The 13,142-nt window shown below is 64.1% G+C and carries 10 protein-coding genes; 6 read left to right on the forward strand and 4 right to left on the reverse strand.

The window, feature by feature from the left end; genetic code table 11:
* Window positions 1-36: 36 nt before the first annotated feature.
* Window positions 37-1,509: a DUF2252 domain-containing protein gene (locus ABIC75_RS14685; protein ID WP_354014623.1), complete on the forward strand. Its 1,473-nt coding sequence runs from the start codon at window positions 37-39 to the stop codon at window positions 1,507-1,509.
* On the opposite strand, the gene ABIC75_RS14690 is transcribed toward ABIC75_RS14685, so the two are convergent.
* Both ABIC75_RS14690 and ABIC75_RS14695 read right to left on the reverse strand, forming a co-directional pair.
* The gene (locus ABIC75_RS14690; RefSeq protein ID WP_354014624.1) at window positions 1,506-2,549 is read right to left on the reverse strand and encodes a PHB depolymerase family esterase; all 1,044 of its coding nucleotides are present in this window, start codon (window positions 2,547-2,549) and stop codon (window positions 1,506-1,508) included. The genes ABIC75_RS14685 and ABIC75_RS14690 overlap by 4 nt on opposite strands.
* Window positions 2,550-2,584: 35 nt before the next feature.
* A complete protein-coding gene (locus ABIC75_RS14695) occupies window positions 2,585-3,904 on the reverse strand; it encodes an alpha/beta hydrolase family protein (RefSeq protein WP_354014625.1) in 1,320 nt (439 codons plus the stop codon).
* Window positions 3,905-4,146: 242 nt separating this feature from the next.
* Between ABIC75_RS14695 and ABIC75_RS14700 the strand changes: the two genes are divergently transcribed.
* The 4 genes from ABIC75_RS14700 to ABIC75_RS14715 all read left to right on the forward strand — a co-directional run bounded on the left by ABIC75_RS14700 (window position 4,147) and on the right by ABIC75_RS14715 (window position 10,103).
* On the forward strand, window positions 4,147-5,214 hold the full coding sequence (locus ABIC75_RS14700; protein WP_436407934.1) for a glycerophosphodiester phosphodiesterase: 1,068 nt from the start codon (window positions 4,147-4,149) through the stop codon (window positions 5,212-5,214).
* A gap of 383 nt (window positions 5,215-5,597) precedes the next feature.
* Window positions 5,598-7,901: a TonB-dependent receptor gene (locus tag ABIC75_RS14705; protein WP_354014626.1), complete on the forward strand. Its 2,304-nt coding sequence runs from the start codon at window positions 5,598-5,600 to the stop codon at window positions 7,899-7,901.
* A gap of 225 nt (window positions 7,902-8,126) precedes the next feature.
* The gene (locus tag ABIC75_RS14710) at window positions 8,127-8,837 is read left to right on the forward strand and encodes a lysoplasmalogenase (protein WP_354014627.1); all 711 of its coding nucleotides are present in this window, start codon (window positions 8,127-8,129) and stop codon (window positions 8,835-8,837) included.
* 6 nt (window positions 8,838-8,843) lie between these two features.
* Window positions 8,844-10,103 (forward strand): sterol desaturase family protein, encoded by a 1,260-nt coding sequence (locus ABIC75_RS14715; protein WP_354014628.1) that lies wholly within the window; start codon window positions 8,844-8,846, stop codon window positions 10,101-10,103.
* Window positions 10,104-10,204: 101 nt separating this feature from the next.
* Here ABIC75_RS14715 and ABIC75_RS14720 read toward each other — a convergent pair whose 3' ends face one another.
* Window positions 10,205-10,624, reverse strand: coding sequence for a hypothetical protein (locus ABIC75_RS14720; protein WP_354014629.1), 420 nt, complete (start codon window positions 10,622-10,624; stop codon window positions 10,205-10,207).
* A gap of 343 nt (window positions 10,625-10,967) precedes the next feature.
* On the opposite strand from ABIC75_RS14720, the gene ABIC75_RS14725 reads away from it, so the two are divergent.
* Complete coding sequence (locus ABIC75_RS14725; protein ID WP_354014630.1) at window positions 10,968-12,401, forward strand: amino acid permease; 1,434 nt, start codon at window positions 10,968-10,970, stop codon at window positions 12,399-12,401.
* 85 nt (window positions 12,402-12,486) lie between these two features.
* Here the strand turns inward: ABIC75_RS14725 and ABIC75_RS14730 are convergent, their stop codons facing one another.
* Complete coding sequence (locus tag ABIC75_RS14730) at window positions 12,487-13,074, reverse strand: outer membrane protein (RefSeq protein WP_354014631.1); 588 nt, start codon at window positions 13,072-13,074, stop codon at window positions 12,487-12,489.
* Window positions 13,075-13,142 lie beyond the last annotated feature (68 nt).

Raw genomic sequence — 13,142 nt, forward strand, 5'->3', positions numbered from 1 at the left:
CGGTTCATCGCGTGTCTCTTCATCGAGGTGCAAACCATGGCGAGGACGAAGGACGATCAGGCCCCCCGAGTGACCCGCAAGCGCCCCAAGGGCAGCGAGGAGGTTGAGGCACATGCCTACGCCCATCGCGCCGGCGGGCCGCTGTCGCAGGACAGCTTGCGCAAGGCACCCGCTGAGCGCCAGGCGATGGCGCGCGCGATTCGCGACAAGGTCTCGCGCAAGTCGCTGGGCGGCTGGACGCCGGCAAAGAGGCGCTTCGATCCAGTGGAGTTGCTGATCGAAACATCGAAGGGTCGCGTCGACTCGCTGGTGCCCATCCGCTACGGACGCATGATGGCCTCGCCGTTCGCATTCTATCGCGGCGCGGCGGCGATCATGGCGGCGGATCTGGCGACCACGCCGAGCACCGGCGTCCATCTGCAGATCTGCGGCGATTGCCATCTGGTGAATTTCGGCGGCTTCGCCACGCCCGAACGCAAGCTGGTGTTCGACATCAACGATTTCGACGAAACCACCGTCGGGCCGTGGGAGTGGGACGTCAAGCGCCTGTGCGCCAGTCTTGTGGTGGCCTCGCGCGCCAACGGCTTCGGCGACGATGACGCCAAGGACATTGCCTGGGAAGCGGCGGCCGCCTATCAGTCGCACCTGGCCGAATACGCGCAGATGCCCGTGCTTGAAGCGTGGTACGACCACATCGACCTGCAGGATGTGATCGACCGCATGCGCGACGAAGAGATGAAGCGGCTCGCGACCAAGAGCGTGCACAAGGCCGTGGAGTACACCGCGCATACCAAGGAGTTCATCAAGCTCACGGTGCAGGGCGGCTCGCCGCCGCGCATCCAGGACGAACCGCCGCTGATCTATCACGACGAGACACTGGAGAACCACGTGACGGTGGAAGAGCGCAGGAAAGCGTTCCTCGACTATCGCGATTCGCTGTTGCCCGAACGGCGCGTACTGCTCGATCGCTTCGAGACGGTGGACGCCGCGGTGAAAGTGGTGGGCGTGGGCAGCGTGGGCACGTATTGCGGCATCATGCTGCTGGTGTCGGGCAACGGCGATCCGCTGTTCCTCCAGTTCAAGGAGGCGCGCCAGTCGGTGATCGATCCCTTCGTGGACAACAAGCCGTACAAGCACCAGGGGCAGCGCATCGTTGCGGGCCAGCGCCTGATGCAATCGGCCAGCGACCTGTTCCTGGGATGGACGCAAGGACCGCGGCGCCACTTCTACGTGCGGCAGTTGCGCGACGCGAAGGTCTCGCCGCAGATCGAGGTGATGCGCGCGCCCAACCTGCGTCGCTATGGCCGCCTCTGTGCTCGCACCCTGGCACGAGCGCATGCGCGCTCCGGCGATGCGGTGCTGTTGTCGGCGTACCTGGGCAAGAGCGATGCCTTTGCCGATGCCATCACCTCGTTCTCCGTGGCCTACGCCGACCAGAACGACCGCGATCATGCCTCGCTGGTGAAGGCCGTGCGTGCGGGCCGCGTAGATGCGATGACCATTGCCTAAGGCGTGGGCGGCGCGGCTCGCTGGAGCTGCGTCGCCAATTGCACGCTGCGCGGTGCGGCCAATCCACCGTAGCGTTGGTCTGCGTTTTCCAATTGCTCCTTCGCGCTGTCGAGCTGGCCGTTCGCGATGGCCGTACCGATCTGGCCCAGCGCCTCATCGATATCATGGGCGACACGGGCGCGGCAGGCGTCGAGCTTCGCCGCATCGGGAGCGCGATGCGTCTCCAGTGAGGTCAACGCGCGATCCAGTGCCGCAGGTTCGGCCAGGTCGTGGCCCGTCCATGGCATGGGGCGCACATCCACGTCGTCGATGCACCAGTGGCGCAAGGAGGCGCGGCTTTGTTTGTCGGCATCCTGATGTGCCGTGTCCTGCAGGCCGGTGAAATAGACGATGCGGGTGGAGGACTGGAACCGTTCCAGCAATGTCCGCGGCGGCAGCGGCACGGTCTGCCCAAGCACGTCGCTGCCGGCCTCCAGCAGCACGCCATGAAACACGTCCGGGTAGCCAAGCGCCAGGCGCAGTGCCACGCGCGAGCCGCCGGAGAAACCGCCGACATACACGCGTTGGGGATTCACGCGATAGCGCGCCATCACGTTGCTCGCAGCGAGCAGGGATACGGGGTCGCGGCGGTCGAGCAGGCTGGCGTCGTTGCCGATGTTGGCGGCAGTGACGAGGATCATGCCGTGGCGTTCGAGGATGGACGTCCATGCCGCAGGTACGCTGGCTTCGTTCCATGGCGGAACGAATACGAGCAGGGCGTAGCCATCGGGCGGCATCTGCGTGGGTACATACAGGGCGAATCGTTCGCGCGCCAGGTCGATGGGCTGCTCGGCGATGGTCATGCCTTGCGACGCGGCATGTTGCTGCAGCCGCCAAGCATTCAGCGGCGTCACCAGACGTCGCGCGAGTTCCGCGCTGCTGCTCCAGTCCGTGTACTGCGAGAACACCACATCCTTGAGCGTGCCGGTGGACACCTCACTGGCCGACGCAGTGAGCGCCAGCCACGCGATGCATGCCAGCGAAAGGCCGCGACGGATCATGGCCGAAGCCTAGCACCGTGTGGCCTGACGCTCCCTTATTTCGCAGGCGCTGGCGATGGAAATGCGATCTTGCTCGCGCCATACGGAGGATGCAGCGCGCCGTTGGCGTAGTCGATGGTCATCTGCATGTAGCCCGCCGAGTAGCGCGTGCTGATGCGCTCGCCGGCTGGGGTGAGTTCGTATTCGGTCATGCCGTGCTCGGCATGCGGAAACAGCGCCGTGGTGATCGGCAAGCCCTTGGCCTGCAATGAAGCGAGGCGACGCAATGTCTCGCCACTCGGTGCGTCGATGTCGTCTTCGCCCAGCTCCCACAATTGCGGCGTCTGCAACTTTTCCAGCACGGCCATGGAGTCGTAGTGCCACGGCGTGTTCCACATGTACTCCTTGCCCTTTTCGCGGATCTCGGCGCTGCTCATGGGTAGCACGAGATAGCTGAAGTCGCCGCGCACATCCTTGTACCAGGGCTCCTTGGCGTACTTGGCCTTGGCCGCATCGAGCTGGTCGTAGCCCTCGGTGAGCTGGCTGGAGAGAATCAGGCCGACGGCATCGGAGAGCTGCCACGCCTTGTCGATCACGGATTGATCGTAGCCCTTGAGCTTGAGCTGGAAGGCGACGGCTTCGCGGTCTTCTTCCAGCGGCGAGATGGCCAGGCCGTAGCCTACGATCACGAAATCCACCTTGGTGCGCGTGGCTGCCAGCGGCGCCACCCAGCCGCCCTGGCTGCCGCCGCGAAAGCCCACGCGGCCCGCGCGTGTACCCGCGAGGCGCCGCGCCTCGGCGACGGCGGCCACCGCGTCGTTGGCGAGCACGCTGAAATCCTGCGTGTACTTGCCATCGGAGCTGCCGGTGCCGCGCTTGTCGTAGACGAAGGCGCCCACGCCTTCGGCGGGGAGTTCGCGTTGCATCGCGTCGAACGACAATGCGGAATCGTGCTCCGAGCCATGCACCAGCACGACCACCGGCACCTTGCCGTGGCCCGGCGGAAGAATCAGCCGTCCCACCAGGCGCGTGCCGCCTTCGCCGGCAAACGTGGTCTGTTGCACCTGGAAGGGAATGCGCTCGCCCTGCGTGCCGTCGAAAGTGATCCTGCCCTTGGCGCAGTCGATGAAACGCACGTCCTTGCCGTCAGGGCGATCGGTCCAGCCGAAGGTGCTCTTCCAGGTGTCGCCCTCGCCGCGGGTGAGCTTGCCGGAGCTGCCGTCGATGCGTCGCCATCGCAATGCATCGCCTTGCGATGGTGCAATGTCCAACGCGCTGCCATCGCTGAGGCGATAGGCGCCGATGTGGCAATCCGCTGCGGGTGCGGCGGCGAGCAGGGCGGCGAGCAGCGTGGTGAGCATGGGCGTTCCGGTCATCGATGAGTCACCGCGAGGCTAGCATCGCGGTCGTGGGCCACCACTGGCCGCAAGTCATGGCGGTGCCATGAGTCATGGCACGATGGGCGACGCTAGCCAGCGCCTTGCCTGCCTGTACAGCCATCGGCGTGTCAATGAATCGACATGCGGCAAGGTCACGATGGGCGGATCATTGCGCCCGCGTGGCGCGTCGCAACCATTGCAAAGGAGTCGCCGTGAGTCGTTTATGCTGGGCCATCGTGATGGCGGGTGCACTGCTGATGACTGCCGATATCCAGGCGAATGAAGTGCCGTTGGCGAAGAAGGTGCTGGTGATCGGCCATCGTGGCGCCAGTGCGCTGCGGCCGGAACACACGCTGGCGTCGTATGGCAAGGCCATTGCCGATGGCGCGGATTTCATCGAGCCCGACCTGGTGATGACGCGCGACGGCGTGCCGGTGGCGCGTCATGAGAACGAGATCAGCGGAACCACCGACGTGGCTCAGCATGCGGAATTCGCCTCGCGCAAGGCCACCAAGACGATCGACGGCGAAAAGGTGACTGGCTGGTTCACCGAGGACTTCACGCTGGATGAGTTGAAGACGCTGCGCGCCCGCGAGCGTTTGCCGGAGTTCCGCAGCACTGCGTACGACGGCCAGTTCCAGATTCCCACGCTGGACGAAATCATCGACTTCGTAGCTGCGGAATCGGCCACGCAAGGGCGCGTGATCGGCATCATTCCCGAGATCAAGCACGGCACGTATTTCCAGAAGGCAGGCTTGCCGATGGAAGACCGCGTGCTGGCCATCCTCGCCGCGCACGCCTATACGCGCACCGCGCCGGTGGAAATCCAGTCGTTCGAGATTGCCAACCTGCGCTACCTGCGCGGCAAGCTGGGCAAGAATCATCCCAACATCCGCCTCCTGCAGTTGCTGGGCGACGACAAGGAAGAGCCGTACGACACGGTCGCTGCCGGCAAGAAGCTCACCTACGCGCAGATGATGACGCCAGCTGGTTTGCGAGACATCGCCGGCTACGCCGACGCCATCGGTCCGAGCATCCGCTCGATCATTCCGCTGGCGGCCGATGGTTCGCTGGGCAAGCCCACTGCGCTCGTGCACGACGCGCATGCGGCGAAGCTGGAGCTGCATCCGTACACGTTCCGGCCGGAGAACCATTTCCAGGCGAAGAACTTCTGGAAGGGCAGCGATCCCAAGACGTTCAACGAGGCCGGGTCCATCGCCGAGATCCGCGCCTATCTCGATGCGGGCGTGGATGCCTTCTTCACCGATGATCCGGCCCTCGGCCGCAAGGCCGTCGACGGTCGCTGAGTCTCTTTGCACGGCTTTGCGGCCCGCAAGTGACAGTTCTGCGTCACGAGATGGACGTCCATCTGTGACGCAGTTCGCTTGATGTCGGATGTGTGACGCCGCGCCATTTGGATCGTGGCTGTTTTAAATATCCGTGTCATCGCGGCTACACACGCGGCCTTCACGATTTCCTAAGAAGGTGTTGAACGACTCGTCGCCCTGGCGACGAACGGAAATCAGCGGCATTCGGGGACGTCACACGCTGGATTGCGTTCGTCGGTAGTGAGGCGCGGCGGATCGTTCGTGCTTTCCCTCAGGCTGTCCATACGGTTTGGACGGCTATTTCCCCTACTTGTCCCAATGAACGTGCGGGTTCATGGCGAATCCGCGCGCGAGGATTCGTCATGCCCAAGCTTTCCCTTCGCAGGACCGCGATCGCGCTGGCAACACTGGCCGCCTTCCACAGCGGCCTGCTGCTCGCCGACGACGTGAACACCGCGGCCGCCGCGCCGGCAGCCGATGCGTCGGCCAACAATCCGCGCGACAAGGCCAAGAACATGGAGGCCGTGTCGGTGGTGGCCACCGGCGAGACGCGCCAGGTGCAAAAGGTCACCAGCGAGGATCTGCAGCAGCTGACGCCGGGCACCAGCCCGCTCAAGGCGCTGGACAAGCTGCCCGGCGTGAACTTCCAGGCGGCCGATCCGTGGGGCGACTACGAGTGGTCCACGCAGATCACGCTGCACGGCTTCGACCAGAGCCGCCTGGGTTTCACGCTCGACGGCATCCCGCTGGGCAACATGAGCTATGGCACCACCACGGGCCTGCAGGTGACACGTGCGATCAGCAGCGACAACCTGAGCACGGTGGAACTGGCGCAGGGCGCGGGTGCGCTGGGCACCGCGTCGAACACCAATCTCGGCGGCACCATCCAGTTCTATTCGGCTGACCCGGACAGCGTCGCGGGCGCGCGCATCAACCAGGTGATTGGTTCGGATTCCACTACGCGCACCTTCGTGCGCCTGGATACTGGCGACTACCACGGCTTCTCGATGTACGTGTCGTACGACCACTCATCGACGGACAAGTGGAAGGGCTACGGCGACCAGCGTTCGGACCAGGTGAACCTGAAGTCGGTGTACCAGTGGGACGGCGGCAGCGTCAGCCTGTTCTACGACAGCTCGCGCCGCAAGGAATACGACTACATGGACTTGTCCCTCGCCAGCCAGAAGGCGCTGGGCTGGAACTGGGATTACCTGCAGCCGGACTGGAACACGGCCGTGCAGATCGCCAACGCATACAACGGCAAGGGTGCGTACCCCGCGGTGCTGTCGTCGCTGCCAGCAGGCTATGACCTGGTGGACTCGACGTACTACGCGGGCGGCGGCATTCGTCGTGACAACCTCGCGGGCCTGAGCGGCACGTTCAACCTCAACGATCACACCACGCTGAACCTGGGCACGTACTATCACGACAACCGCGGCGAAGGTCAGTGGGCCACGCCGTACCAGGCATCGTCGCCGACGGTGCCGCTGTCGATGCGCACCACCGATTACGGCCTGGATCGCTACGGCGGCACCGGTTCGTTGCTGTTCCAGCTGGGCAACAACGATCTGGAAGTGGGCTTCTGGGCCGAGAACGCCAAGACCAACCAGGAACGCAACTACTTCTACCTCGATGGCGCGTACAACTACCTCAGCAACTTCTACGAGAGCGAAGAGCCGTTCCTGCGCGCGTTCCTGCAGCACTACATCACCAAGACGCAGATGGCGTATGCGTCGGACACGATCCACCTGATGGACGACCGCCTTACGCTCAACTTCGGCGCCAAGGCGCTGGGCGTGACCAACACGGCCGATTCGCTGGTCGCGAGCAGCGCGCTGGCCGCGGGCCGCATCCGCGCCAGCGATGGTTTCCTGCCGCAGGCGGGCGCCAACTACAAGATCGACGCGAGCCAGGAGGTGTATGCCTCCTACAGCAAGAACCTCTCGGCTTATGGCTTCCTGCCTTTCAGCCAGTCGCAGCAGGCGTTCGACGGCAGCAAGAGCTCGCTCAAGCCGGAGCAGTCGCAGACGTTCGAGCTGGGTTACCGCGTGCATGGCGACAGCATCGAAGCCTCCGCCGATGCGTACTACACGCGCTTCACCAACCGCCTGCTGGCGGTGTCGCCGTGCAGCGCCGTGCAGACCTGCTCGGCCATCCTCAACAACGTGGGCTCGGTGAAGAGCACGGGTGTGGACCTGGCGGTGATCTGGCGTCCGATGGAACACCTGCGCTGGCTCAACTCGTTGTCGTACGACAACTCCAAGTACCAGGACGACTACCTCAACAACGGCGTGGTCGCCACCGACGGCAAGTACGTGGTGGGCATTCCCACCTGGATGTTCTCCAGCAACGTGAGCTACACCTTCGCCGGCTTCACCGCCACGCTGGACGGCAAGTACACCGGTCGTCGCTTCATCACCTATATCAATGACTCGCAGGTGCCGTCGTACTGGCTGTTCAATGCAGGCCTGAACTACGACTTCGGCAAGGTCTCGCTGGCCAAGGACCTGAGCATGGGCCTCAACATCACCAACCTGCTCAACAAGCGCTACTTCGCGACCACGGGCACCAACGGCTACGTGGCCTCCGATCCGATGGGCTGGAACCAGACGCTGATGGCCGGCGCGCCGCGCCAGGTGTTCTTCAACATCAACGCGAAGTTCTAAGCGCGCCCGCATGTGGAGACCTTGCCCCGCCTTGGGGTAGGGTGGAGGAGGGGAGCTGTCCCGCCAGCCTGCCCGCCTCTTGCAGGCCCTCTCCCGGTGACGGGGGAGGGCTTTTTTTTCGGCTGCCCCGCGGGGCTTCCCGCCCGGCCATTATTGCGTTGCGACAGGGCATCGGAAGCCATTGGCTCTACCATCACCGGCATCGATGGGTTGGGGAATCCATGCATGTCTGTTTCAAACGCCACGATGAGGCCGTCCTCGTCGCTCTGGGTCGGCATCGCGGTGATCGTGCTGGCCACGGGCGCCATCGCAGGCGCAGCGTTCGCAGCCCACGATGAGATCGACGGCTGGCGCTGGCTGCACTGGCTCTGCAAGCCGTTGACGACGGCGCTGATCCTGTGGACGGCCTGGCGTGCCGAGCCAGCGGTGTCGACGCGTTACCGCCGCTGGATCGCCGCGGGCATGCTGTGTTCGCTCGTCGGCGACGTGTTCCTGATGTTGCCGCAGGATGCCTTCGTCGCGGGGCTGGTGTCGTTCCTGCTGGCGCACCTGTGCTTTATCGCGGCCTTGCTGGACGACAGCCGCTTTGCCGAACGCCCGTGGGGCATGCTGGCCTGCGTGGCCTACGGCGTATTCAACCTGTGGGCGCTGTGGCCGTCGCTGCCGGTGGCGCTGCATCTGCCGGTGGTGGTCTACGTGCTGGTGCTGGCGAGCATGGGTGGGCAGTCGGTGGTGCGCGAACGGCAGCACACGTCGGATGCGCTGGCCACGTCGGCGCATTGGTCGATGATGGGTGCGCTGATCTTCATGCTCAGCGATACACTGTTGGCCTGGGACCGTTTCCGCTTCGTGATTCCGTTGTCTGCGGTGTGGGTGCTGGTGACGTATTACACGGCGCTTTGGTGCCTGGCGCGATCAGTTCGCGGGAGTCGTTGAGCGGCGATGAATACGCAGGAAATCATCATTACGTGGGCCACGCCGGTGTTCTTTGCACTGATCGCGCTGGAACTGCTGGTGGCGAAGCTGCGCGGCCGGCGCGTGTATCACAGCAGCGATGCGATCAACAGCCTGGGGCTGGGCGTGATCTCGCAGATCGTCGCGGTGTTCAGCAAGCTGCTCACGCTGGGCATCTATGCATGGTGCGTGCAGCGCTTCGCCATCTTTGCGTTGCCTGCGAACAGCGTGTGGGTGTGGGTTTCCGCGCTGCTGTTCTACGACCTCTGCTATTACTGGCTGCATCGCGCCGGGCATGAGGTGAACATCCTCTGGGCCGCGCACGTGGTGCATCACCAGAGCGAGGACTACAACCTCTCCACCGCGCTGCGCCAGACCGGCAGTGGCGTACTGCTGGGCTGGTTGTTCTATCTACCGATGGCCATCGTGGGTTATCCGCTGGAAGTGTTCGTGGTGGTGGCGCTCATCGACCTGCTTTACCAGTTCTGGGTGCATACCGAACTGGTGGGACGGCTAGGCTGGTTCGACCGCGTGTTCTGTTCGCCATCGAATCATCGCGCCCACCATGCGGTGAACGATCGCTACCTCGACCGCAACTACGGCGGCATCCTGATCGTGTGGGATCGCCTGTTCGGCACCTTCGTCGAGGAAGACGACACCGACCCGCCGATCTACGGCACGCGCTCGCCGCTGCGCAGCTGGAATCCGCTGTGGGCCAATGCCGAGGTGTACTGGGCCACGGCCAAGGACGCGTGGCATGCGCGTCGCTGGCGCGACAAATTGCTGGTATGGCTGAAGCCGCCGGGCTGGCGTCCGGCGGATGTGGCCGAGCGGTTTCCCAAGCCGGCGTTCGACATCCAGCGCGAGCGCTTTCTTCCCCCGCTCTCGCGTGGCCTCACCATCTACGGCGTCGTGCAATTTGCCTTGCTGCTTGGCATGGCGGTGCAGTTCCTCGATCTGGCCAAGCAAGTGCCGGCTACCACCCTCGTGGGCTATGCCGTGTTCCTGGTGTTGAGCCTGTCCGTTCTTGGCGCACTCACCGAGGGAAGGCGTATCGGCGTGGGACTGGAATTCATGCGCCTGCTGGTGACGGCGGCCGTGCCGCTGTTGACCGGTGGCTGGTTCGGCGCGCCGTCACTCAACACGCATCTGATTGCCGCGCTGATCGCCATCCCGGTTGCCAGCGCCTTCGTGCTCGGCTGGCTAACCGTCTCCACCGCCAGCCACGAGGCCTCCGGCGCACGCTGAAGCCAAAGGCATGGAGTGGTGGCCTGGGAAAGCACCTCAATCGTATGCGCGTGCGTTGCCTACTGCCTGCGTTCGCGACGGTGTGCACGTCGTGACCCTCTCTAGTGAATGGCCAGGATGAGCTTGCAGTCGGTGTCCGGTAGCCCGGTCTGGCTGGTCAGTGATCCGTTGGCGCAATAGCCCTTCAGTTTCTCCACCGCCAGGGCGGCGTACTTGGCATCTTCCTGGGCCAGATGGGACGGAACACCGTCTGCCTTGCCCAGTTCGCGCATGAGATTGCGAAGACTGGCGCGGAGAAAAATGCTGTCGTTGATCTGAGGGTGCCGACTCACGTAGGCATTGAAATCGCCTGTCTCCTGCTCAGGAGGTATGGATGGGGCGGCTGGCGGTGCTGGTGTGGAGAGCGCGGTCGCTTGGTCTGCGGTGGAAGGCGGCGTTGCAGCAGAATCGGCGCCTCCTTCCTGACAGGCAGCGACCAGGGCACAGGAAAACAGGACGGCTATGAAGCGAGAGGAGATCACGGTGGAGGTCTCGGGCAGGGTGGGGCCGCAACGTGGCGCATTTGCCATCACTGGCTGCCCCTCGATGGGGCCGATGCACCAACGCCGTCTTGCGATAGGCCACCGAAGTGTCTTCTTTCGCCGTGGCCTTAATCTCTAGGAAAAAGATGAAAGGCGACCCGGCCGATTGCTCTGGTAATGGCGCCTGGTCTGCCTGGTTCCATCGCTGGAGAGGCGGTGGGCACGAGCTGGGACCGCTGGCGCATGAGATTTTCTAAGGGAAATCCAAAGGATCGCGCAGCTGCAGCGTGGCAGGCGCGAGGGCATTCGCTATGATCGCGGCTCGTTTCCTGGGGATGAGCCGATGGGTTTCCTTAGCAAGTTGGTGCGCCACAAGCCTGTGGAGCTGTTGCAGGCGGAGGCCGGCAAGCGCGGCGATTTCCGTCGCGTACTGGGTCTGTGGCAGCTCACCGCCATCGGCATCGGCGGCATTATCGGCGTGGGCGTGTTCGTGCTGGCGGGCAAGCAGGCGGCGATCAACGCCGGTCCTGCGGTCGCCATTTCCTTCCTCATCGCGGGCATCGCCAGTGCGGCGGCAGCGCTGTGCTACGCCGAATTCGCCGGCATGATCCCGGTCACCGGCAGCGCCTACACCTACGGTTATGCGGTGCTCGGCGAACTGGCCGCGTGGCTGATTGGCTGGGATCTGTTGCTGGAATACGCCTTGATCGTCGCGGTGGTGGCGATCGGATGGTCCGGCTACGTGCAATCGGCACTGACCAGCATGGGCATCACGCTACCGGTATGGGCGCAAGGCGCCATCGGCACGGGCGAGGGGCATGTGTTCAACGTGATCGCCGCGCTCGTCACGCTTGCCGTGGCGGCGCTGCTGATTTTCCGCACGGAATGGGGCGCACGCTTCAACACCGTCGTCGTCGCGATCAAGGTCGCGGCCGTCGCACTGGTGATCGGCATCGGCGTGTTCTACATCAACCCGGCCAACTGGGTGCCCTTCATTCCCGCACGCGTGATCGGCGCCGATGGCGTTGGCCATTTCGGTTTCCAGGGCGTGGGCGCGGCAGCAGCCGTGGTGTTCTTCGCGGTGTTCGGCTACGACACGCTGACCACGGCGGCGGAAGAGTCGAAGAATCCGCAGCGCGACCTGCCGCGTGCGGTGCTGTTGTCGCTGGGTATCTCGATGGTGATGTACCTGGCGGTGTCGATGGTGCTCACCGGCATCGCTCACTACAGCACGCTCAACACCGACGCGCCCGTGTCCGATGCGTTCAAGGGTCTGGGCCTGCACTGGGTGGCGTTGACGGTGTCGGTGTCGGCGGTGTTCGGCCTGATCAGCGTGCTGTTCGCCTTCATGCTCGGCGCCACGCGCATCTGGTATGCGCTGTCGCGCGACGGTCTGCTGCCGGGCTGGTTCGCCCATGTGCATCCGCGCTACGGCACGCCGCATCGCCCCACCGTCGTGCTCGGTGTGTTCACCGCGCTGGTGGCGGGCTTGCTGCCGATCGAGGAAGTGGCCAAGCTGGTGAACATCGGCGTGCTGTCGGCCTTCATCGTGATCTGCACCTCGGTGATGATCCTGCGCAAGCGCAAGCCCGACCTGCATCGTTCGTTCCGTACGCCGTGGGTGCCGTTGATCCCGCTGGTCGGCATCGCCTTCTCCATCTGGCTGCTGGCGGAACTGCCGGCCATCACCTGGAAGGTGTTCCTGATCTGGGTGAGCATCGGTTTGCTGGTGTATCTGGGCTACGGCATGCATCACAGCAAGCTGGAGAAGCAGTAAGGAACTCCGGCAAGAACACCACATGCTGCAAAGAAAAACGGCCGCTTTCGCGGCCGTTTTTTTGTTTCCGACATCCAGCGAAAGCTTAGAACTTCACTTCCACCGACGCGGAGTAGGTCGCCACGTTGGCGTTGGTCTGCGGCTGGTCGGATCCGCCGCGGCCGTACTTGATGTGGTAGTTGTCGTAGTTCACGCCAAGCGCGACGTTGCGGGTGATGTCGTAGCCCACGCCGGCGCCGGCGTACCAGCCGTTGTTCCAGCTGCGCTCGGAAGCGGAGACGTCGCCCACGGTGACGGCGCCGGTGGTGCGCGAACGCAGGTAGCCGCCGTGACCGGTGACGTACCAGTTGTTGTAGAAGTTGTACTTGCCGGTCACGCCGATCTGGCCCACGCGCGGCTTGACCGAGGTGCTGGCGAAATCGAAGTCGTTCTTGACCTTGCCGAGGTAGGCGTAGCCGATTTCAGCACCGACGATGCCGTTCCAGCGCCAGCCGAAGCGCACGTTCTGGAACACGTCGGTCTTGTCCGAGAAGCCGCCGAGGCGGTAGTTGCTCTGGCCCAGGTTGCCGGCAACGAAGAAATTGTCGAGCTGGTTGTTGTTTTCGTCGGCCTTGGCAGCAAAAGGCGCAGCGACGACCACGGCCAAGGCGGCCGCAAGAAGAGTCTTGTTCATGGAATGCTCCATCTTTTTTGTGATCCGTCGCGACAACAAGGGGGAATGTCGCTTCGGTCCGCGTGGGG

The sequence above is a fragment of the Dyella japonica genome (assembly GCF_040545895.1).
In the GTDB taxonomy this organism is placed as follows: domain Bacteria; phylum Pseudomonadota; class Gammaproteobacteria; order Xanthomonadales; family Rhodanobacteraceae; genus Dyella; species Dyella japonica_D.

What these genes read in the sequence shown, in the direction of transcription:
- ABIC75_RS14700 (WP_436407934.1), top strand. Translation starts at nt 4,147, where the DNA reads ATGGCGGGTGCACTGCTGATGACTGCCGATATCCAGGCGAATGAAGTG.
- ABIC75_RS14710 (WP_354014627.1), top strand. Translation starts at nt 8,127, where the DNA reads ATGTCTGTTTCAAACGCCACGATGAGGCCGTCCTCGTCGCTCTGGGTC.
- ABIC75_RS14705 (WP_354014626.1), top strand. Translation starts at nt 5,598, where the DNA reads ATGCCCAAGCTTTCCCTTCGCAGGACCGCGATCGCGCTGGCAACACTG.
- ABIC75_RS14695 (WP_354014625.1), bottom strand. Translation starts at nt 3,904, where the DNA reads ATGACCGGAACGCCCATGCTCACCACGCTGCTCGCCGCCCTGCTCGCC.
- ABIC75_RS14690 (WP_354014624.1), bottom strand. Translation starts at nt 2,549, where the DNA reads ATGATCCGTCGCGGCCTTTCGCTGGCATGCATCGCGTGGCTGGCGCTC.
- ABIC75_RS14725 (WP_354014630.1), top strand. Translation starts at nt 10,968, where the DNA reads ATGGGTTTCCTTAGCAAGTTGGTGCGCCACAAGCCTGTGGAGCTGTTG.
- ABIC75_RS14685 (WP_354014623.1), top strand. Translation starts at nt 37, where the DNA reads ATGGCGAGGACGAAGGACGATCAGGCCCCCCGAGTGACCCGCAAGCGC.
- ABIC75_RS14715 (WP_354014628.1), top strand. Translation starts at nt 8,844, where the DNA reads ATGAATACGCAGGAAATCATCATTACGTGGGCCACGCCGGTGTTCTTT.
- ABIC75_RS14730 (WP_354014631.1), bottom strand. Translation starts at nt 13,074, where the DNA reads ATGAACAAGACTCTTCTTGCGGCCGCCTTGGCCGTGGTCGTCGCTGCG.